Annotated in this window: 21 protein-coding genes; 7 read left to right on the top strand and 14 right to left on the bottom strand. The window is 67.0% G+C overall.

Annotated features, from left to right (window positions below):
• Positions 1-5: 5 nt before the first annotated feature.
• From lepB to pyrE, 5 genes are all read right to left on the bottom strand, one after another.
• Positions 6-848 carry a signal peptidase I gene (gene lepB, locus CSW59_RS07745; protein ID WP_099443490.1) on the bottom strand — a complete coding sequence of 281 codons (843 nt, stop codon included), beginning with the start codon at positions 846-848 and terminating at the stop codon, positions 6-8.
• Positions 849-972: 124 nt separating this feature from the next.
• A complete protein-coding gene (locus tag CSW59_RS07740; protein ID WP_099443489.1) occupies positions 973-1,266 on the bottom strand; it encodes a hypothetical protein in 294 nt (97 codons plus the stop codon).
• 10 nt (positions 1,267-1,276) lie between these two features.
• A complete protein-coding gene (gene acpS, locus CSW59_RS07735) occupies positions 1,277-1,678 on the bottom strand; it encodes a holo-ACP synthase (protein WP_099443488.1) in 402 nt (133 codons plus the stop codon).
• The gene (locus CSW59_RS07730) at positions 1,675-2,433 is read right to left on the bottom strand and encodes a pyridoxine 5'-phosphate synthase (protein ID WP_099443487.1); all 759 of its coding nucleotides are present in this window, start codon (positions 2,431-2,433) and stop codon (positions 1,675-1,677) included. Before CSW59_RS07730 ends, acpS begins: the two co-directional genes overlap by 4 nt.
• Positions 2,434-2,435: 2 nt before the next feature.
• Complete coding sequence (gene pyrE, locus CSW59_RS07725; protein WP_010919429.1) at positions 2,436-3,020, bottom strand: orotate phosphoribosyltransferase; 585 nt, start codon at positions 3,018-3,020, stop codon at positions 2,436-2,438.
• Positions 3,021-3,100: 80 nt separating this feature from the next.
• Here pyrE and CSW59_RS07720 point away from each other — a divergent pair, with 80 nt between their 5' ends.
• Complete coding sequence (locus CSW59_RS07720) at positions 3,101-3,508, top strand: NUDIX domain-containing protein (RefSeq protein ID WP_099443486.1); 408 nt, start codon at positions 3,101-3,103, stop codon at positions 3,506-3,508.
• Here CSW59_RS07720 and CSW59_RS07715 read toward each other — a convergent pair.
• The 3 genes from CSW59_RS07715 to folK all read right to left on the bottom strand — a co-directional run bounded on the left by CSW59_RS07715 (position 3,505) and on the right by folK (position 6,817).
• Positions 3,505-5,730, bottom strand: a complete 2,226-nt coding sequence (locus CSW59_RS07715) for a bifunctional (p)ppGpp synthetase/guanosine-3',5'-bis(diphosphate) 3'-pyrophosphohydrolase (protein ID WP_099443485.1) — start codon at positions 5,728-5,730, stop codon at positions 3,505-3,507. The genes CSW59_RS07720 and CSW59_RS07715 overlap by 4 nt on opposite strands.
• A 110-nt stretch (positions 5,731-5,840) precedes the next feature.
• The gene (gene rpoZ / locus CSW59_RS07710) at positions 5,841-6,200 is read right to left on the bottom strand and encodes a DNA-directed RNA polymerase subunit omega (RefSeq protein ID WP_004619634.1); all 360 of its coding nucleotides are present in this window, start codon (positions 6,198-6,200) and stop codon (positions 5,841-5,843) included.
• Positions 6,201-6,325: 125 nt separating this feature from the next.
• Entirely contained in the window at positions 6,326-6,817 is a 492-nt protein-coding gene (gene folK / locus CSW59_RS07705) for a 2-amino-4-hydroxy-6-hydroxymethyldihydropteridine diphosphokinase (protein ID WP_201722741.1), read from the bottom strand.
• Positions 6,818-6,865: 48 nt separating this feature from the next.
• Here folK and CSW59_RS07700 point away from each other — a divergent pair, with 48 nt between their 5' ends.
• Entirely contained in the window at positions 6,866-7,462 is a 597-nt protein-coding gene (locus tag CSW59_RS07700) for an NYN domain-containing protein (protein ID WP_099443483.1), read from the top strand.
• Between the two features lie 2 nt (positions 7,463-7,464).
• Positions 7,465-8,142, top strand: a complete 678-nt coding sequence (locus CSW59_RS07695) for a uracil-DNA glycosylase (protein ID WP_099443482.1) — start codon at positions 7,465-7,467, stop codon at positions 8,140-8,142.
• Between the two features lie 25 nt (positions 8,143-8,167).
• On the opposite strand, the gene CSW59_RS07690 is transcribed toward CSW59_RS07695, so the two are convergent.
• The 3 genes from CSW59_RS07690 to glpK form a co-directional block, all read right to left on the bottom strand.
• On the bottom strand, positions 8,168-9,268 hold the full coding sequence (locus tag CSW59_RS07690; protein ID WP_099443481.1) for a Gfo/Idh/MocA family protein: 1,101 nt from the start codon (positions 9,266-9,268) through the stop codon (positions 8,168-8,170).
• Complete coding sequence (locus tag CSW59_RS07685; protein WP_099443480.1) at positions 9,268-10,314, bottom strand: SMP-30/gluconolactonase/LRE family protein; 1,047 nt, start codon at positions 10,312-10,314, stop codon at positions 9,268-9,270. The genes CSW59_RS07690 and CSW59_RS07685 overlap by 1 nt, the downstream gene beginning before the upstream one ends.
• 70 nt (positions 10,315-10,384) lie before the next feature.
• Positions 10,385-11,875, bottom strand: a complete 1,491-nt coding sequence (gene glpK / locus CSW59_RS07680; RefSeq protein WP_099443479.1) for a glycerol kinase GlpK — start codon at positions 11,873-11,875, stop codon at positions 10,385-10,387.
• Positions 11,876-12,032: 157 nt separating this feature from the next.
• Here glpK and CSW59_RS07675 point away from each other — a divergent pair, with 157 nt between their 5' ends.
• From CSW59_RS07675 to CSW59_RS07665, 3 genes are all read left to right on the top strand, one after another.
• Positions 12,033-13,118 carry a DUF2336 domain-containing protein gene (locus tag CSW59_RS07675; RefSeq protein ID WP_099443478.1) on the top strand — a complete coding sequence of 362 codons (1,086 nt, stop codon included), beginning with the start codon at positions 12,033-12,035 and terminating at the stop codon, positions 13,116-13,118.
• 32 nt (positions 13,119-13,150) lie between these two features.
• Complete coding sequence (locus CSW59_RS07670) at positions 13,151-13,933, top strand: NAD kinase (protein ID WP_099443477.1); 783 nt, start codon at positions 13,151-13,153, stop codon at positions 13,931-13,933.
• Positions 13,934-14,025: 92 nt separating this feature from the next.
• Entirely contained in the window at positions 14,026-14,505 is a 480-nt protein-coding gene (locus CSW59_RS07665) for an Hpt domain-containing protein (RefSeq protein ID WP_099443476.1), read from the top strand.
• Here CSW59_RS07665 and CSW59_RS07660 read toward each other — a convergent pair.
• From CSW59_RS07660 to folD, 3 genes are read right to left on the bottom strand one after another with little or no spacing between them, the layout of a single operon-like run.
• On the bottom strand, positions 14,502-15,905 hold the full coding sequence (locus CSW59_RS07660; RefSeq protein WP_099443475.1) for a D-arabinono-1,4-lactone oxidase: 1,404 nt from the start codon (positions 15,903-15,905) through the stop codon (positions 14,502-14,504). The genes CSW59_RS07665 and CSW59_RS07660 overlap by 4 nt on opposite strands.
• 22 nt (positions 15,906-15,927) lie before the next feature.
• On the bottom strand, positions 15,928-16,287 hold the full coding sequence (locus tag CSW59_RS07655) for a cytochrome c5 family protein (RefSeq protein ID WP_099443474.1): 360 nt from the start codon (positions 16,285-16,287) through the stop codon (positions 15,928-15,930).
• Complete coding sequence (gene folD, locus CSW59_RS07650) at positions 16,287-17,180, bottom strand: bifunctional methylenetetrahydrofolate dehydrogenase/methenyltetrahydrofolate cyclohydrolase FolD (RefSeq protein ID WP_099443473.1); 894 nt, start codon at positions 17,178-17,180, stop codon at positions 16,287-16,289. Before folD ends, CSW59_RS07655 begins: the two co-directional genes overlap by 1 nt.
• A 102-nt stretch (positions 17,181-17,282) precedes the next feature.
• Between folD and CSW59_RS07645 the strand changes: the two genes are divergently transcribed.
• Positions 17,283-18,806 carry an aldehyde dehydrogenase family protein gene (locus CSW59_RS07645; protein ID WP_099443472.1) on the top strand — a complete coding sequence of 508 codons (1,524 nt, stop codon included), beginning with the start codon at positions 17,283-17,285 and terminating at the stop codon, positions 18,804-18,806.
• Positions 18,807-19,345: the final 539 nt, after the last annotated feature.

The following is a 19,345-nucleotide window of genomic DNA, read 5'->3' as shown; positions in this document are numbered from 1 at the left end:
CAAGATCACTTCAGCACGTGGAAGAAGCGGCTGGGACGCGCGTCCAGGAACCAGGTCCAGGGCTTGAACAGGCTGGCCTCGGCGTTCCACGACAGCAGGATGATCTGGGCGCGGCCAACCAGGTTTTCTTCCGGCACGAAACCGACGCCGACCTCGTCGCCAATGTACTGGTCGAGCTCGTAATCCCACTTGCAGGCGCTCTCCTTGAACGGCGAGACGCCCGGATCAAAGCGGCTGTCGGCCGAGTTGTCGCGGTTGTCGCCCATGAAGAAATAGCAGCCGGCAGGAACGGTATAAACGCCGGTGCTGTCGCCACGGCTGTCGGGACCGAAGTCCTGGGTCTTGTACTGGCGACCTTCGGGATTGGTTTCCTCAAAGCGCTGTACCTGCTGAGTAAAGCCGTAGCCAGTGTCGACCAGGGCCGGCGCTAAGGGCTTTCGCGGCAGCTCCTTGCCATTGATGTAAACTACGCCGCCGCGGATCTGGACCTTGTCACCCGGCATGCCGATCAGGCGCTTGATGTAATCGGTGCGGTTGTCGCGCGGCAGCTTGAAGACGACGATGTCGCCGCGCGTAGGCGCGCGATTGAAAATCCGGCCCTTGATGATCGGCGGGCTGAACGGAATCGAGTGGCGGCTCCAGCCGTAGCTGAACTTCGACACGATGATGTAGTCGCCCTGATAGAGGTTAGGCTCCATCGAGGCCGACGGGATCGTGAAGGGCTGGAACAGCAGGACCCGCAGCACCAGCGCGATACCCAAGGCGTAGGCGACGGTCTTGATGATCTCGATGAGCTCGGCGACGGCGCCCTTCTCTCCGGGCGGTGGCGTGTCGGCGACGTCGGTCATGCGGGCGCTGAGCTCTTCGAAAAGGACGGTCCGGGAAACCGGATGGGGCTTTGCTAGACGGGGTTGCAGCCAGGAGCAAGAGCGGCGCGTTAGCTTGGCTTTACGGCGAGGATGCGGCGCGGGCCTACTCACTCTCCGGCAGCAAACGGATCTCAACCGTGCCGCCGGCCTCATAGACCGGATTCCCCATAAGACAGGTCTCTGCGTCCTGCAGATCATCCGCCACAATGCGGATGAAGCCCGTCAGACGCCCGCTCTCCGGGCCTGGCGCGCCCTCTTTGCGGAAGCACGCGCCGGTTCCAATCGCGCTTCCTCCACGCAGACGCCCCTTGATCGACAACTGTTCCAGGTACAAAGGCCAATCTGCGGCACGCTCGCCAATCGCATCGTCGTGCATCAGCAAGAGATAGTCGGCCATGTTCGCCTTCCTAAGGTTTGGGCGCCGCCTCGATGATCACGAAAGCCTGGGCGTAGGGATGATCGTCGGTCAGGGAGAGGTGGATGACCGCCTCCATGCCAGGCGGCGTCATTTCCTTCAAGCGCTCCAGCGCTCCTCCGGTCAGGGCCATAGTCGGCTTGCCTGACGGGAGGTTGACCACGCCCATGCCCGCCAGGTGCACGCCGCGCTTCAGGCCCGTGCCGAGCGCCTTGGAGCAAGCCTCCTTGGCCGCGAAACGCTTGGCGTAGCTGGAGGCGCGGTCGGGCTTCCGCTCGGACCGCTTGCGCTCGATCTCGGTGAACACCTTGTTCGTGAAGCGATCGCCGAAGCGCTCCAGGGACTTCTCGATCCGGCGGATGTCGCACAGGTCCGAGCCGATCCCGATGATCATGCGGCCATCTCCACGCGCGCGGCATCCATCAAGGCCCGCATCCGCTGGATCGCCTGCGGCAGGCCCACGAAGATGGCCTCGCCGATCAGGAAGTGGCCAACGTTCAGCTCGGCGATCTGCGGGATGGCGGCGATAGGCTTGACCGTGGCGTAGTCGATACCGTGGCCAGCGTGAACTTCCAGGCCGAGTTCCGCAGCCAGCGCCGCGCCTTTCTTGAGACGTTCCAGGATAGCTTCCGCGCGTTCGACCTCGCCAGCGCGGGCGGCGTCACAATAGGCTCCGGTATGAAGCTCGATGACCTGGGCGCCGGCCGCGACCGAGGCGCGGATCTGCTGGGGATCCGGCTCGATAAAGAGCGACACGCGCGCGCCGACCGTGCGCAGACGAGTCGTGGCGTCGGCGATACGCTTCTGGCCCTTGACGACGTCTAGCCCCCCTTCGGTGGTGACCTCCTCGCGGCGTTCGGGCACGAGACAGGCGGCGTGCGGCTTTGCGCCGATCGCGATGCAGACCATCTCGTCTGTCACGGCCATCTCGAAGTTCAGCGGCTTACCACGCTTGTGGCAGAGGTCGGTCAGCACGGCGATATCTGCGTCGCTGATGTGGCGACGGTCTTCGCGCAGGTGGGCGGTGATGCCGTCCGCGCCGGCGGCGAGCGCCAGCTCGGCCGCGCGGACCGGTTCGGGATAGTAGGAGCCGCGGGCGTTCCGGATCGTCGCCACGTGGTCGATATTGACGCCCAGACGTAGCATGATGGTCAGCCCTTCAGCCGGCGGCTGCCAGGATCCTCGATCGGGATCGCGGCCAGTTCTGGCGGCAGAGCATCGGCCGGATAGGCCGGCACTTCCAGACTGGCCAGCGCGATCAGCGGCACTCCGACATCGGCCTTGCCGCCCGAACGATCAACGATGCAGGCGGCAGCCACGACGTCGCCGCCAGCGTCCTTGATCGCCTGGATGCATTCACGCGACGAGAGACCCGTGGTGACGATATCCTCGACCATCACAACTTTCTGGCCGGGCTCCAGGTGGAAGCCGCGCCGGAATTTGAAGCCCCCGCCCTCGCGCTCGACGTAGATCGACGGCACGTTCAGGTGACGGGCGGTTTCGTAACCAGGGATGATACCGCCAACGGCCGGCGAGACGGCGACGTCGACCTGCCCCACCGTGGCGATGATCTTCTGGGCCAAGGCCTTGCAGAGGCGCTCGCAGCGCTCGGGCCGCATGAACACCAGGTTCTTCTGCAGAAAGACGGGGCTGTGCAGGCCGCTGGACAACACGAAGTGGCCTTCGCGGAGCGCGCCGGCGGCGCGGAATTCGTCGAGAACGTCGTCGTTGGTCATGGGCCGTGGATATAGCCCAGCCCGCCGAGTCTACAAACGCCGGCTTGCGCCTGGGCGTCGTTTAGGGCTCTACCGCGCGCATGACTGAAGACATCCAACGCCCCCGGGTGGGCTGCGGCGCCGCCATCCTCGATGCCCAGGGCCGCCTCTTGCTGGTCAAACGGGTCAAGAACCCCGAGGCTGATCACTGGGGCGTTCCTGGCGGCAAGCTTGACTGGGGCGAAGCCGCTCACGTCTGCGCCGAGCGCGAGACCAACGAGGAACTTGGCATCGTCGTCAAGACCGGTCGCGTCCTGGCGGTCACCGACATGGTCGCGCCGGACTACCACTGGGTGGCGATCACCTACGCGGTCGCAAGCTGGGAAGGCCAGCCAGTAATCCAGGAGGCCCACGCCATCCACGAATGGGGCTGGTTCGCGCTAGACGCCCTGCCCTCGCCGATGACAGCGGGCAGCCTCGAGGCGGTGGCGGCGCTGAGGAAGGCCTAGCCGCGCGTCCGATCGACCGTCTCGACCGACGGGCAGGCGCGTAGCGCGGCCTGGATGTTGGTCAGGTGCTTGGCGTCGCGAACCTCGACGTCGATATCGGTGTCGAAGAAGTCGCTCTGCCGGTGGTGCATGCGCAGGTTGACGATGTTGCCGCCCGCCTCGCCGATGATTGTGCAGACCTGACCCAGGACGCCGGGCGCGTTCTGGATCGTCGCGTGCAGACGGGTCAGCGAGATGGTCGAGCGCTCGGCCTCCGGCGTCCAGATCAGGTCACGCCAAAGCTCCTCGCGATCCTCGAATTCGGCGAGGCGCGGGCAGTCGATCGTGTGGACGTCGAGCCCTTCACCGTCCTCGCGCAGAATGCCGACAATGCGATCGCCGGGCACCGGGCTGCAACAGTGCGCGAAGTGCAGGCAGACGCCAGGCGTCAGGCCGCCGCCGCCGACGTAGAGCGTGGCGTCCTTGCCGCCCTCGATCTTGCGACGGGCCGTAGCCGCCTCACGCTCGGAATCCTTCATGCCAGGATAGGCGGTCTCCAGCACCTGGCTGGGCGAGACACGACCACGACCGACGGAGTCGAACAGAGCCTCATCACCGTCCAGCGCGAAGCGCTCCAGGATCGGCCGCAGCGAGACGTCCTTCAGCTTCTTGCCCGCGCGCTCGAAGACCTGCTCCAGCGAGGCCCTGCCCAGGCGCAGGAACTCTTCCTTCTCGGTCTGGCGGATATGGCGACGGATAGCCGAACGGGCGCGGCCCGTGACCGTCAGCGAGCGCCAGTCTGGTGGCACCACGGGCTTGGAGCCGCGCACCACCTCGACCACGTCGCCATTGACCAGCGGCGTGCGCAGCGGTTTCAGCTCGCCATTGATCTTCACTCCAATACAGGTATCGCCGACGCTGGTGTGCACGGCATAGGCGAAGTCCAGCGGCATCGCGCCACGCGGCAGGCTGACCAGCTTGCCCTTGGGCGTGAAGACGAACACTTGGTCGAGGAACATCTCGAGCTTGGCGTGCTCGACCAGCTCTTCGCTGTCGCCGCCGTGCTCCAGCACCTGAACCAGTTGGCGCAGGTTGGCCAGCGGGTCGCGGCCGCCGGCGGCCTCCATGCCTTCCAGGTCGAGGCCGTACGAGGCGTCCTTGTAGCGGAAGTGGGCGGCGACGCCCTCTTCGTTGACGCGATCCATCGACTCCGTGCGGATCTGCATCTCGATGCGCATGCCGCGCGGCCCGACGACGGTCGTGTGCAGCGAGCGGTAGTTGTTCCGCTTCGGCGTCGAGATGTAGTCCTTGAAGCGATCGGGCACGCTGGACCAGGCGCGGTGAACGACGCCGAGGGCGCGGTAGCAGTCCTCCTCGCTGTCGACGATCACGCGGAAGGCGTAGATGTCCGACATCTGCGAGAAGCCGATCGACTTGCGCTGCAGCTTGCGCCAGATCGAATAGGGCGACTTCTCGCGGCCGAAGACCCGCGACGGCAAAGCGGCCAACGCCAGTCTGGCCGAGATTTCTTGGCTGACCAGGGCCACTGCCCCGCCCTGCTCTTCGCGCAAGGCGTCTAGACGCCGGATGATCGCGTCGCGCGCAACGGGGTTGGTGTGCTGGAAGGATAGCTCCTCCAGCTCCACGCAGATGCGGTGGCAACCGATGTTGCGAGCCAGCGGCGCGTAGATGTCGCGCGTCTCACGGGCAATGCGCTCGCGCTTGGCTTGGTTCTTGATGAAGTGCAGCGTCCGCATGTTGTGCAGACGGTCGGCCAGCTTGACCAGCAGGACACGGACGTCCTTGGAAATGGCCAGGATGAACTTACGCAGGTTCTCGGCCTGGCGCGTGTGCTCGGCCTGAAGCTCAAGCTTTGAAAGCTTGGTGACGCCCTCGACCAGCTCGGCGATCTCTTCGCCGAACAGCTGGGCGATCTCCTCCTTGGTGACCGGGGTGTCCTCGATCACATCATGCAGGAGCGCTGTGACGATGGTCGCGGTATCGAGCCGGTATTCGGTGAGGATGCCCGCCACCTCGATCGGGTGGGCGTAGTAGGGATCACCGCTGGCCCGGGTCTGCGAGCCGTGCATGCGCATGGCGTAGACATAGGCGCGGTTCAGCAACGCCTCATTGGCTGTCGGGTCGTAAGCGTGGACCCGCTCGATCAGCTCATACTGGCGAAGAAACTTCGGGCGCGGCTTTGGTTGCGGCGCGGGGGTCGCCGCGACCTCACTAGAAGCCACAGACGACGACGCGCCCGATTCGGCCCCAATTGGAGCGGAATCTGGCGCGCGTTGGGACAAAGCGGTGTTGGAGACCGCTTGCAGGGTCAGAGGGTCTGTGCCTTCGGGGCTCAGTACCGCTCCTCCTGGCCGCCATCGCGGTCGCTTTGCAGGGCGCGGACCAGTTCCAGTTCGCTCATCTGCATGTGGCTGGGATCGGCCAGCAGGGCCAGGGTCTCAGCCTCTTCTTCCGCTTCGGTGTGCTCGTCAACGCGCTGCAGCGTCGTGATCAGGTGCTCCTTGAGACCTTCGTGATCAATCACGTCGTCGGCGATTTCACGCAGGGCCACGACGGGGTTCTTGTCGTTGTCGCGGTCGACCATCAGGGCCGCGCCGGCCGAGATGCCGCGGGCGCGATGGGCCGACAGCAGGACGAGCGCGAAGCGGTTCGGAACCTTCTCGACGCAATCTTCTACGGTGACGCGGGCCATGAGTTCCTCGGGCTGCGGTTATCTAACGCAAAATAGGCTTCCGTGCGGCGACACGCAACGCCGCGCACGATCATCAGCTTTCGCGAGCGAGCGCTTATGCCCGCTTCGAGGTTCAATGTCCAGACTTAGTCTATCCCTTCGCTGGGCCGCGCATCGCGTCCGACCACCGCCATCGCCGCCAAGCTGGAAGCCAGTTCGCCGCTGAGAGGATGGGTCCAAGCGGGAGCCACCTCCGCCAATGGCCCCATGACGAACAGCCGCTCATGGGCCCTAGGGTGAGGCACGACGATCGCGCCGTCCAGGACGTTCCGACCATGCGCGACGAGGTCTAAGTCCAGGGTGCGCGCGGCGTTGGTCTCTCCCCGCGCTCGGCCAAAGCGCGCCTCGATCCGGTGTAGCGCCGCCAGCACCTCGGCGGGCGACAATGCTGTTCGCACGAGCGTCACGCCGTTCAAGTACTCGGGCCCTTGCGGGTCCGGCCACGCGGCCGAACGCCACCAACTGGACCGCGCGGCCACCTCCAAACCCTCTCGCGGCAAAGCGATCAGGGCGGCTTCCAACAAAGCCTCGCGACTCGTATAGGCTCCCGGCAGATTGCAGCCGAGCGCCACGATCACGGCCTCGTCCAAGTCATTTTCAGCGACCTGATTTTTCAAGGATTTCCCGTGACCTTCTATCCGACCGACCGCATCGCCCTGTTTATCGACGGGGCCAATCTCTATTCCGCCGCCAAGGCGTTGGGCTTCGACATCGACTACCGCAAGCTGCTCGATGAGTTCAAAAAGCGCGGCGTCCTGATCCGGGCTTACTACTACACCGCCATCGCCGAGAACGACGACTATTCCCCGATCCGGCCGTTGGTCGACTGGCTGGACTACAACGGCTTTACGCTCGTGACGAAGCCCGCGCGGGAGTTCACCGACTCCCAGGGCCGCAAGCGCTGGCGTGGCGACATGGACATCGAGATCGCCGTCGACATGCTGCAGATGGCCGAGACCGCTGACCACCTGGTGCTGTTCTCGGGCGACGGCGACTTCCGCGCCCTGGTCGAGGCCGTCCAGCGCAAGGGGCGCCGCGTCACCGTGGTCTCGACCATGAAGAGCCAGCCGCCGATGACCAGCGACGACCTGCGCCGCCAGGCCGACAACTTCGTGGATCTCTCTGACCTGGGCGGCATCATTGGCCGTCCCCAGCGCGCCCAGCCTCGCCAACCGCTGGACAACCGCACCCTGGCCGAACGCGAAGCCGAGGACGAGTATTAAGCGTGGCGCAGGTCTCGAACATCCTCGGCGAGGTCGTTCCCAACCCGGCCGAGCCGCCGCGCGACTGCCCGCTGTGCCCCCGGCTCGTCGCTTATCGGCGCGAGAACCAGGACCTCTATCCCGACTGGTTCAACGGCCCCGCCCCGTCGTTCGGCGACAAGGATGCGCGGCTGCTGGTCGTGGGCCTGGCCCCGGGCCGCAAGGGCGCGAACCGGACCGGTCGTCCGTTCACCGGCGACTATGCCGGGACCCTGCTCTACGAGACCTTGATCAAGTTCGGCTTCGCCACCGGCAAGTTCGAGGCGCGGCCCGATGACAGCCTCCAGCTAGTCGGCAGCGCGGTGACAAACGCCGTCCGCTGCGCGCCGCCCGGCAACAAACCCGAGACCTCAGAGGAGAACGCCTGCCGCCCGTTCCTGACGACGCGACTGGAGATGTTCCCGAACCTTAAGGCCATCGTCACTCTGGGGGACGTCTCGCGCCGCAATGTGCTGAAGGCGCTGGGCCTGAAGGCCTCCGCCGGCGTTCCGGGCCACGGCTCGGAGTTCCAGGCGGGGCCCTACCGGATCTTCAACAGCTATCACTGCTCGCGGCTCAACACGAACACCGGACGTCTGACGACGCCCATGTTCGAGGAGCTGTTCGCGCGGGTAAAAACGTACCTGGACGAGGCCGCCTAGCGCGGGGTTCAACCAGCCCCCTCCGTCACACCCTCACCGTGCGCCCCTCGCGGGCGGCGCGATAGATCGCCTCGATCAGGCGCAGGTCTTTCAGCCCCTCCTCCCCTCCCACGATTGGCTCGCGGTTGGTCAGAATGCATTCCGACAGATGGTCCAACTGGGCCGAGAACTGGTTCTTCGGCTGCGGAGCCGGCTCGCGCGGGCCGGTTTGGCGGTTCAGCTGCGTTCGCATCGCCTGACCTTGATAGCTCGTGGCCGGGTCGATCTCGATCCAGCCCTTTGGCCCCGTGACCCGATAGCGGTTGCAGTTGGCGCTGTAGGCCGAGACACAGTTGGCGGTCGCGCCAGACGGGAACAGGAGCTGGAAGTTGATGATGTCCTCCACCTCCTTGAAGCGCGGATCGCTACGGTCGGTGGACTCCATGGCGTTGACCGCCACCGGCTCCTCGCCGGTCAGGTAGCGGGCCGCGTTTAGGCTGTAGATGCCAATGTCCATAAGGCTGCCGCCGCCCGCCAGCGCCCTGTTCAGACGCCACTGCTTGGGATCGCCGATTGTGAAACCGTGATCGGTGACGACTGTCCGAACCGGCCCGATCGCGCCGTCGCGGATCAGCTTGATGGCTTCGATGTTGTGCGCCTGGAAGCGGCTGCGGTAGCCGATCATCAGCTTGCGGCCGGCCTTTTTACAGGCGGCGATCATCGCCTCGCAGTCAGCCGATGACGTCGCCATCGGCTTTTCGCACACGACGTGCTTGCCAGCCCTGGCCGCACGCTCGGTGAAGGTGCGGTGCAGGCTGTTGGGCGTGATCACGTAGACGATGTCGACGTCCGGGTTCTCGGCGATCTTGTCGAAGGCCTCATAGCTGTAACGAGCGCTTTCGGGCACGCCATACTGCTCGCCATACTTTTTCAGCTTCTCGGGCGTGCCGCTGACCAGAGCGGCTAGACGTGAGTGCTCGCACTCGGCGAAGCGCGGCATGATGATCTGAGTAGCGTAGTAGCCAAGGCCCAGGATCGCATAGCCCAGCTTGCGATCCGATTGCCGGGCCAGCCCGTCCAGCGGTCTGGCGGCTGCGGCAAGCGCCAAGCTGGAGGCGATGAAGGTCCGCTTGCTGATCCCGCTCATCACTTCGCTCCGCTAAGGCCCGACGTCAGCGTGCGGACCCGCGCCAAGACGTGATTGGACGTCAGGAACAGCGTGTGGCCGTCCTCGCCGAACGTGCAGTTGGCGGTCGGGAAGCCGGTTTCGATCACGCCCAGAAGCTTGGCTTCCGGTGTCAGGATCAAGACCCCGCCCGGCCCGGTCGCGAAAAGGCGCCCTTGAGCATCCACTCGCATCCCGTCCGGCAACCCAGGACCGCCCGCCTTCAGCAACTCGCTGGCATCGAAGAAAACCTTGCGCGCAACGGGCAGTCCATCGCGACCAAGGTCGTAGGCCATGATGATCGGGCCTTTGGGATCGGACACCGCCACGTAGAGGCGCTTCTCGTCAGGGGACAGAGCGACGCCGTTCGGAAAGGTCAGCTTGTCGTCGACCAGCGCCACATCGCCGTTCGGACGGCGCAGATAGACCCCGTTGAAGGGCAGCTCCTTGACCGGCGAGGCGTCGAGACCTTCCAGCCCATAAGGCGGATCGGTGAAGTAGATCGAGCCCCTCAGGTCACCCAGCCGCGCGACGATCAGGTCGTTGGGGCTATTGAACCGCTTGCCCTGGAAGCGGTAGGCCAGCACGGTCTTGCCCTTGGTCCTAAGGTCGACCTTGGAGACCGCTCGATTGCCGTGGTCGCAGACGAGAAGCTCGCCCGCCAGGGACAAGGTCATGCCGTTGGTTCCGGGCTCACGGAAGACCTTGGTCGGCGGACCCGCGTAGCCGGACGGCTGAAGGAAGATCGTCTTCCCATCCTTCTCGCTCCACCGGTACATGACATTGCCCGGCACGTCGGAGAACAGCAAATAGCCGTCCGGAATCCAGACCGGCCCCTCGGACCAGATCATGCCGTCGGCCAGTTGCTCGATCACCGCGTCGGGTGCGATCACCGCGTCCAGGTCCGGAGACAGGCGACGAATACGGCCGATCCTGGGGAACGCCGATGTCGCGGCTTCTGCATTCATTGATCGTCCTCCGGCGATCAGAGCGGCTCCGGCGGCGAGCATGGCGCGTCGGGTCGTCATGTTGGCGGTCTCCGCTTCTCGTTCCGCCGCCTAGAGACCATGACAGCGGTGTCGCGACAACGCCGAAACGTCAGGACCTGACACGCGGCACCGCATCTAGCCAACGCGCATAGGCGGCCTCGCGTTCGTGTTCGTTCAGCGATGGCTTGAGGGTCTCGGCGGCAGGACTGACCTGGGCCGCGACCTCGACGTCGGCATAGAGACCCGCCCCGACGCCGGCGAAAAGGGCCGCGCCCAACGCCGTCGTCTCCTGGTAGCTGGACCGTCGCACGGAGACGCCCGTCAGGTCAGCCAGGCGCTGCGAGAACCAGGCGCTGTTGGACATGCCGCCGTCGATGCGTAGCTGCGCGGCCTCGCCGAAAGCGCCCGGCGCATCGGCGCGCATCGCCTCAATAAGGTCTCGGCTCTGCAGGGCGCAGGCGTCGAAAGTCGCCGCCGCGATCTCCGGCAGGCCGGCGTCACGAGTCAGACCGAAGATCGCGCCGCGCGCGCCGGCGTCCCACCAGGGCGCGCCAAGACCGGTGAAGGCCGGCACGATCACGACGCCATGATCGGCCTTGGCGGCCTGCGCCAAGGCCTCGGCGGCGCGCGGTCCGCCGGTGACGCCCAGCCCCTCGCCCAGCCACTGGATGGCCGCCCCGGCGACGAAGATCGAGCCTTCCAGCGCGTAGGTCGTCTTGCCGTTCACCCGCGCCGCCACGGTCGTCAGAAGACGCGACCGCGAGACGCACTTTTCCTCGCCCGTGTTGATCAGCATGAAACAGCCGGTGCCGTAGGTCGCCTTCATCTGTCCGGACGCCACGCACCCCTGCCCCATCAACGCCGCCTGCTGGTCGCCGGCGACGCCGCAGATGGGAACCGGCCGGCCTAGGATCTCGGCTCCAACCTCGCCGTAGTCGTCCACGCAGTCGAGAACCTTGGGTAGCAGCGCCCGGGGTACGTCGAACAGGTCAAGCATCTCGTCGGACCAAGCCTGCGCGCCGATGTCGAACAGCAAGGTGCGCGAGGCGTTGGTCGCGTCGGTGGCGTGGACCGCGCCGCCGGTCAGCCGCCAGATCACCCAACAGTCCATGGTGCCGCAGAGCAACTCGCCGGCCTCAGCCCGGGCGCGAGCGCCAGGGACATGGTCGAGAAGCCAGGCGATCTTGGTGGCCGAGAAATAGGGGTCGAGCAGCAGGCCGGTGACCTCGGCCACCTGCGGCTCGCGCCCCTCGGCCTTGAGCTTGGCGCAGACATTCGCCGTGCGCCGATCTTGCCAGACGATCGCAGGGTGGATTGGCCGCCCCGTGCGCTGATCCCAGACGACAACGGTCTCGCGCTGGTTGGTGACGCCGAGGGCGGCGATGTCCGCCGTCCGCCCCGAGGCCTCGGCGACCTCTCGCATGACAGCGACGCAGGCTGCGTAGATCTCCTCGGCGTCATGCTCGACCCAACCGTCGTCTGGATAGGCCTGACGCAGCGGCCTGGACGCCTCGGCCACCGCCCGCCCCTCGCGATCGAACAGAATGGCGCGCGTGCTGGTCGTGCCCTGATCCAGAGCCAGGATAAGCTCTTGCGCCATGCCGGCGTCCTCCCTCTCAAGCGGCGTCCGGGCCCGTTACACGCCGACCCCGCTATCGCCTTTAAGCATGTTTTCATTTGGCCTCCGCAAGGTCATCCTTGAAGCGCCTTCGGATTCGAGGAGTCGGGCCATTTCAGCCGTCGAGATCTCCGCGCTTATGACACTGGCTCGCAGTCGCGAGCCAGGTGACCGCGAACGCCTGCTCACCGGGATCATCGACCTGTGCGAGGCCGGCCGCGCCAATGGCGAGCCGACCCATCCCGACGTCCAGGCCCTGCTCAACTCGATCTTCATGACGCTGGTTGTCGAGGCTGAGCGGGATATCCGCCATCGCCTGTCGGAACGGCTCGCGGACGCCGACTGGGCGCCGTCCGCCCTGATCAACATCATGGCCCTGGACGAGATCGAGATCGCCCGACCGATCATCGCCCGCAGCCCTGTCCTTAATGATCACGATCTGGTCCGCCTGCTGGTCCAGGCGACACTGGAGCACCAGATCGAGATCGCCCGCCGCCCGCGTCTTTCGCCCCCGGTCGTGGACGCGATCATCGACCGCGACGAGCCGGCCGTCCTAACCGCTCTGGCGGCGAACGAGACGGCGGACATCTCCGACCAGGCCATGCAGCGCCTTGTCGACCGCTCTCGCGACGTCGTCGCGTTGCGCTCGCCACTGGCCAGACATCCGCGGATGTCCAGCGATCTTGCCGAACAGCTCTATGTTCTGGTCGGCCGCGCCCTGCGCGAGGCCCTCGCCACCCGTTTCAATCTCGACACCGCCCGCATGCAGAGCGCGCTCGAAGAGGTCCTGCGCGCCGCCCATCGCGGCGAAAGCGAAATCGAGATCGCCCCCGTCGAACAGGATGAGGAGCGCGAAGACATGGAGCGCTCGCTGATCGAGAAGCTCGACTCGGCGGGACAGCTCCGACCGGGCTACCTGCTGCGGGTGCTGCGCGAGGGCCGGCTACAGCTGTTCATCATGGCCCTGGCGCGACTGGGCGAGTTCGAGCCCCCACAGATCCGCCGCGCGATCGACAGCGCCAAGCCCGAGCTCCTGGCGCTCGCCTGCTCGGCCGTCGGCATCGACCGCAGCGTGTTTCCGACCATTCTTGAGCATGTGCGCCAGCTGAACGGCGGCCGTCCGGGCGGCGGCGACGAGGGCTTGCGCCGCGCCAACAGCGCCTTCGGTCCCTTCACGCCGGACATCGCCGGCATGGCCTTCCGCCAGGCCGTCGGAGCGGTTTGACAAGCGCATAGGCTTGTCGCCTCTTGGCGGGCATGTACCAGCCGCAACCTTTCGTGACTCGCCTGGCGTTCAAGTCCAGCGACCGGCCCGAAGCCCAGGAAGCTCGCGAACGACTCACCGCCCGCTATGGCGACGTCGGTGAGGACAAGGCTCAAGTCATCGTGGCCCTCGGCGGCGACGGCTTCATGCTGGAAACGCTGCACGAGGCGATCGCGTCTCAGACGCCGATCTACGGCATGAACCGGGGCTCGGTCGGCTTCTTGATGAACGAGTACAGCGAGGATGGTCTGCTGGAGCGGATCAACGCGGCGGAACGAGCAGTCATCCATCCGCTGGCGATGGTGGCGATCGATTCGCGCCGGACGCAGCATCGCGCCCTGGCGATCAACGAGGTCTCGCTGCTGCGCCAAACCCGGCAGACGGCGAAGCTTCGCATCTCGATCGACGGCAAGGTGCGCATGGGCGAGCTGGTCTGCGACGGCGCCCTGCTGGCCACGCCGGCCGGCTCAACCGCCTACAATCTTTCGGCGCACGGCCCGATCATTCCCATCCACGGGCATGTACTGGCCCTGACCCCGATCAGCGCCTTTCGCCCCCGCCGCTGGCGCGGGGCGCTGTTGCCGCAATCGGCCCGCGTGACCTTCGAGATTCTCGAAGCCGACAAACGTCCTGTCAGCGCCGTCGCCGACAATTTCGAGGTGCGGGACGTCATGGAGGTTCACATCTCCGAGGACCGCGGCACCTCGCTGTCGATGCTGTTCGACGCCGGCCGCAGCCTGGAGGAGCGGGTTTTGGCCGAGCAATTCTCGGCCTGAGGCGTTGGGTCGCACGTTAGGTGTGGTCTCACTCAATGTTAACGCCTGCTATGGTACCGACTCGCGAATATCCCGCCGCTGGGGAGGCGACCGTGACGAGTAAGACCACCGCAGAGGTGATCCAGGTGCCGAACATGCTCAAGCTCAAGGTGGGCGGGCGTGGCGGCATAGACATGGCCGCCATCGCCAAGGCCGAAGCCGCGCTCAAGAGCCTGTCCGGCAACTTCGCCCAATGGCTGGATGACGAGATCGTCAAGCTGGAGGCGGCGCGCCAAGGCGTCCGCAGCGAAGGCCTTACGGCCGAAACGGTCGAGACCCTTTACCTGCGCGCCCACGACCTGAAGGGCTTGGGCGCCACCTACGAGTTCCCCCTGATCACGCGCCTGGCCGCCTCGCTTTGCAAGCTGATCGACGACCCGGCGACGCGTCTTTCGGCGCCCATGTTCCTGGTCGATGCGCACATCGACGCGATCAAGGCCTGCGTCCGCGACGACATCCGGGTCGATACTCACCCGGTCGGCCGCCCGCTCGTCACCGAGCTGGAAGCCCGCGTCGCCGACTATCTCGGCTAGGCAAGGCCAAACAGACCCCTGAGGTACGGATTGAGCATCCGCCCCTCCGGATCCAGCTCCTGTCGCACGGCCAGGAAGTCGTCCCAGCGTGGATAGAGCGCAGCTAGCTGCCGACCTCTCAGCGTGTGCAGCTTGCCCCAGTGCGGGCGTCCCTCGTAGCGGCGGAAGATCGGCTCGATCAGGCTGTAGAGGAACGTGAAGTCGTCCCGATAGTAGGCGTGGACCGCCACCGACCCGCGTATCCCATCCTGGAAAGGCGAGAGCCAAGCATCATCGGGCGCGATCCGGCGCACCTCGATGGGGAAAAAGACGTCCGGACGTTCCTTCTCGATGGTCCGAACCACCTCCTCCAGCGCCTTCAGCTGGTTCTGGGCCGGCAGATGGAACTCCATTTCGTTGAAGCGTACCGGCCGCTCGGTCGACAGCAGCTTCCAGCCCTCGTCGATGGCGGTCTCGGGCTTGGCGGTCGACAGTAGCGCCTTGGCGGCGGCCTTGCGCACCGGGGTCGCAAAGCCCAGCAGGTTGCGCAGGCCCTTGAGCGCCTCGAGGAACTCGGTGTCCTGATCGGGGCCGCGCGGCAGGGCTGGATCGTCGGTCTCGTCGTGGCTGATGTTCACCGCCAGCCCCGTGAACGGCACGGCGTAGAACTCGAAGTTCCGATGCTGAGCCCAGCGCGCCTCGGCGTTGGCCAGCGCCTCCTCGAACGGTTCAAGCCAGACGCGGCGGCGCAAGCGGCGGTTGGCGCTGGTCTTGATCCGCACCTGGCTGATCACGCCCAGCGATCCCAGCGAAACGCGCGCGGCCTGAAAGATCTCGGGGTTCTTCTGGGCGTCCGCGTCGATGACCTGGCCTGAGGGCGTGACCAGGCGAAGGCCTGTGACATCCCCGTGCAGCGCCGGGATCTTCACGCCCGTGCCGTGGGTGCCAGTACCCAGGGCGCCGCCCAGGGACTGCTTGTTGATGTCCGGCAGGTTCGGCAGCGCCCGGCCCTTCTCGGCCAGCATCGGCCCCAGCGCGCCTAGCCGCGTGCCGGCTCGCACGATCGCCTCGTCGCCCTCCCAGCCGACGATCCCGGACATGGCGTCCAGCGAGACCAGGGCGCCGCTCGTCGGCGCCAGGGCGGTGAAGGAGTGGCCCGAGCCGACGGGGCGGATCGGCGCGGGCGCGGTCTTCAGAGCCAGGGCCAGCTCGCCCTCGTCCTTGGGCGCGAGACGAGCGGCGGGATAGGCGTTCTGAATGCCCGACCAGTTGCGCCACAAGACCTTGCCGTCGGCGTTGACCGAGGGCGGCGAAGGCGGCTCGGGCTTGTCTCCGGTGGCGACCTTGTAGGCGGCCGCGCCGCCGGCGACCACCGCCACACCCGTTCCGCCCGCGATCAGGGCCCCACGCCTGGAGATCATGTTTCCGCCCGCTTGTTGTTTGTTACGTCGCGGAGTCTTCGCGCCCCGCCATGAACCGTATCAGGGCCTTGAAATCGTCCGGCGTGCAAGTCGCGCATTGGCCGGTGGCCGGCATGGCGTTGAAGCCTTGGATGGTGTGGTCCAGCAATACGGCCTCGCCCTGCTTCCAGCGCGGGTCCCAAGCCGCGCGATCGTGCACCATCGGCGCGCCCGTCTCGGGCATGGCGTGGCACGCGCGACAGGAGGTTTCGTAGAGCGCCGCCAGCCGCGCGTCGGCCGGACGCAGGGCCAAGGCCTGCTCGGGCGTGGGCGGCGGCGGGGGCTTGGCCCCGCACGCGGTGAGGATGAGGGCGGACGCGAGAAGGACGGCCACCCGCTTCATCAGGCGATCCCCGACAGGCGCTTGGCCGCCGTCAGCGTATTGGCCAGCAGGCATGCGATGGTCATAGGCCCCACTCCCCCCGGAACCGGCGTGATCGCGCCGGCGACCTGGCTAACCTCGTCGAAGGCGACGTCGCCGACAAGACGGGTCTTGCCCGCCGCCGCAGCAGCGGGGTCGCGGGCTGGATAGCGGGTAATGCCGACGTCGATCACGGTCGCGCCCGGCTTGACCCAGTCGGCCTTGACCATCTCGGCCCGGCCCACGGCGGCCACGACGATGTCGGCTTGGCGCACGATCCCCGGTAGGTCCTTGGAGCGCGAGTGGGCGATGGTGACGGTGCAGTCGGCGGCCAGCAGCATCTGGGCCATCGGCTTGCCCATCAGGTTCGAGCGGCCGATGACCACGGCGCTCTTGCCGGAAAGGTCGCCCAGCGTGTCCGTCAGCAGCATCATGCAGCCCAGCGGCGTGCAGGGCGTCAGGGCCGGCAGGCCGCTGGCCAGGCGCCCGGCGTTGGTCACGGTCAGGCCATCGACGTCCTTGTCCGGCGAAAGGGCCGCCACGACGTCCATCTGGCTGATATGCGGCGGCACCGGGAACTGCACGAGCACGCCGTGGATCTTGGGATCGGCGTTCAGCTTGGCGACGACGGCCAGGAGTTCGTCCTGGGTCGTTTCGGCCGGCAGGCGGTGGGTCTCGGAGTACATCCCGGCGGCTTGCGTCTGCTCGCCTTTGTTGCGGACATAGACCTGACTGGCCGGATCCTCGCCGACCAGCACGACGGCCAGGCCCGGCGTGACGCCATGCTTGGCCTTCAGCTCGGCGACCTCGCCGGCGATCTTGGCCCGCAGATCGGCCGCGAAAGCCTTGCCGTCGATGAGTTTAGCCTGCGCCATGTCGGTTCTCCTGCTTCCCGCGTCCCTAGCCGCTCGACGCGCGTCGCGCAACGCCGCCGCCAAGGGCTTGACCCGAACCGTCGGGGAGCGTTTTCCAAGGCCATGACCCAGCCCTTCCCGACTCCCGCCGCCCATGCCCGCGACCTCTTGGACGCGCTGGGCGTCCCGGCCCGCCCCGCCGACGCCGGCCAGCCCGTGCGCAGCCCGATCGACGGCTCCGTCCTGACCCACGTCGCCTTCGACGACGCCCGCGAGATCGAGGCCAAGGTCGCGGCCGCCCGCCGCGCCTTTGACGCCTGGCGCGTCGTGCCCGCCCCGCGTCGCGGCGAGCTGGTGCGACTGTTCGGCGAGGAGCTGCGCGCGGCCAAGACCGATCTGGCCGAACTCGTCACCCTGGAAGCCGGCAAGATCGCCTCCGAGGCGGCCGGCGAGGTTCAGGAGATGATCGACATCTGCGACTTCGCCGTCGGCCTGTCGCGCCAGCTGCACGGCCTGACCATCGCCTCGGAGCGTCCCGGCCACGCCATGCGTGAGACCTGGCATCCGCTGGGTCCGGTCGCGGTGATCAGCGCTTTCAACTTCCCGGTCGCCGTCTGGGCCTGGAACGCGTGCCTCGCTTTGGTCTGCGGCGATCCGGTGATCTGGAAGCCGTCCGAGAAGACGCCGCTGACGGCGCTGGCCACGCACGCCATCCTCGAACGCGCCATCGCCCGCTTCGGCGACGCGCCCGAGGGCCTGGCCAGCGTGGTTCAGGGCGGACGTGACGCCGGCGAGCGGCTGGCCCGCGACCCGCGCATCCCGTTGGTCAGCGCCACAGGCTCGACCCGGATGGGCAAGGCGCTGGCCCCCGTGGTCGCCGAGCGTTTCGGCCGCTCGATCCTGGAGCTGGGCGGCAACAACGCCATGATCGTCACGCCCTCGGCGGACCTGTCCCTGGCCCTGCGCGCCATCGTCTTCTCGGCCGCCGGTACGGCGGGCCAGCGCTGCACGTCCCTGCGTCGCCTGATCGTCCACGAAAGCCTGGTCGACAAGGTCTCGGACGCGGTCGAGACCGCCTTCCAGCGCCTGCCGGTCGGCGATCCGCGCGAGGGCAAGACGCTGCTGGGCCCGCTGATCGACCGCGCCGCCTATGAGGCCTTCGTCGCGGCCATGGACGCCGTCCGCGCCGAGGGCGGGACCGTCAGCGGCGGCGAGCGCCTGCTGGCCGATCAGTGGCCCGAGGCCTTCTACGTCCGCCCGGCCCTGGCCCGCCTGCCCGCCCCCGCGCCGTGCATGCAACGCGAGACCTTCGCGCCGCTGCTGCATGTCGTGCCCTACGCGGACTTCAACGAGGCTGTGGCGATCCAGAACGATGTCCCCCAGGGCCTTTCCTCCTGCGTGATGACCAACGACGTCCGCGAGGCCGAGGCCTTCCTGTCGGCCGCCGGCAGCGACTGCGGCATCGCCAACGTCAATATCGGCCCCTCGGGCGCCGAGATCGGCGGCGCGTTCGGCGGCGAGAAGGAGACCGGCGGCGGTCGCGAAAGCGGCTCCGACAGCTGGAAGCAGTACATGCGCCGCCAGACCGCGACCGTGAACTACTCGGGGGCCCTGCCGCTGGCGCAGGGCGTGCGGTTCGATCTCTGAAGTTCCTCCCCCGTGACACGGGGGAGGTGTCGGCGGAGCCGACGGAGGGGGCGAGCTGGAGGTCGGCCGAGTTGGCCCCCTCCGGCCCTCTGGGCCACCTCCCCCGCATCGCGGGGGAGGAACTGACTGAAGCGGACACGGCGTCTCGGCTTCACGCGATCGCTCGCTGAAGGTGTGGGGAGGCGACGGAGCGGCCGGGCGAACCCGGAGACCGTGAGTGTGTTGTGCGTTTCGGCTCGATCGTCCGCTCCGCCAGGCTGTTCTTGTCCGTGAGGGCGACGGGCGTGAGCATTATCTGCTCGGGACTTCGCTACCCCCGGACGGGCGCGGACCAACTGGATCGGCTCCTCCGTCTCCAGCCCGACGATCCACGATAGGCGGCTTATACGATCACCGCCCTGTCGCTCCGCGTTCGACGTGATCCCGAGCGGCCCGGCCCCTCGTGCGCGCTCCTAAAGAGTAAGCCGCACGACCAGACAAAGCCTCCCAGGCGCCGAACGCGGCCCCGCTCAACCTAGCCCCGCCGCCGTATTGGGCCG

Origin of the sequence: Caulobacter sp. BP25, from assembly GCF_002737755.1 — a bacterium.
Taxonomy (GTDB): Bacteria; Pseudomonadota; Alphaproteobacteria; order Caulobacterales; family Caulobacteraceae; genus Caulobacter.
Note: the sequence above shows the minus strand (reverse complement) of the source record. Positions and strands in the feature narration are given on the sequence as shown.

What these genes read in the sequence shown, in the direction of transcription:
- lepB (WP_099443490.1), bottom strand. Translation starts at nt 848, where the DNA reads ATGACCGACGTCGCCGACACGCCACCGCCCGGAGAGAAGGGCGCCGTC.
- CSW59_RS07740 (WP_099443489.1), bottom strand. Translation starts at nt 1,266, where the DNA reads ATGGCCGACTATCTCTTGCTGATGCACGACGATGCGATTGGCGAGCGT.
- acpS (WP_099443488.1), bottom strand. Translation starts at nt 1,678, where the DNA reads ATGATCATCGGGATCGGCTCGGACCTGTGCGACATCCGCCGGATCGAG.
- pyrE (WP_010919429.1), bottom strand. Translation starts at nt 3,020, where the DNA reads ATGACCAACGACGACGTTCTCGACGAATTCCGCGCCGCCGGCGCGCTC.
- CSW59_RS07720 (WP_099443486.1), top strand. Translation starts at nt 3,101, where the DNA reads ATGACTGAAGACATCCAACGCCCCCGGGTGGGCTGCGGCGCCGCCATC.
- rpoZ (WP_004619634.1), bottom strand. Translation starts at nt 6,200, where the DNA reads ATGGCCCGCGTCACCGTAGAAGATTGCGTCGAGAAGGTTCCGAACCGC.
- CSW59_RS07690 (WP_099443481.1), bottom strand. Translation starts at nt 9,268, where the DNA reads ATGAGCGGGATCAGCAAGCGGACCTTCATCGCCTCCAGCTTGGCGCTT.
- CSW59_RS07685 (WP_099443480.1), bottom strand. Translation starts at nt 10,314, where the DNA reads ATGACGACCCGACGCGCCATGCTCGCCGCCGGAGCCGCTCTGATCGCC.
- glpK (WP_099443479.1), bottom strand. Translation starts at nt 11,875, where the DNA reads ATGGCGCAAGAGCTTATCCTGGCTCTGGATCAGGGCACGACCAGCACG.
- CSW59_RS07675 (WP_099443478.1), top strand. Translation starts at nt 12,033, where the DNA reads ATGACACTGGCTCGCAGTCGCGAGCCAGGTGACCGCGAACGCCTGCTC.
- CSW59_RS07670 (WP_099443477.1), top strand. Translation starts at nt 13,151, where the DNA reads ATGTACCAGCCGCAACCTTTCGTGACTCGCCTGGCGTTCAAGTCCAGC.
- CSW59_RS07660 (WP_099443475.1), bottom strand. Translation starts at nt 15,905, where the DNA reads ATGATCTCCAGGCGTGGGGCCCTGATCGCGGGCGGAACGGGTGTGGCG.
- CSW59_RS07655 (WP_099443474.1), bottom strand. Translation starts at nt 16,287, where the DNA reads ATGAAGCGGGTGGCCGTCCTTCTCGCGTCCGCCCTCATCCTCACCGCG.
- folD (WP_099443473.1), bottom strand. Translation starts at nt 17,180, where the DNA reads ATGGCGCAGGCTAAACTCATCGACGGCAAGGCTTTCGCGGCCGATCTG.
- CSW59_RS07645 (WP_099443472.1), top strand. Translation starts at nt 17,283, where the DNA reads ATGACCCAGCCCTTCCCGACTCCCGCCGCCCATGCCCGCGACCTCTTG.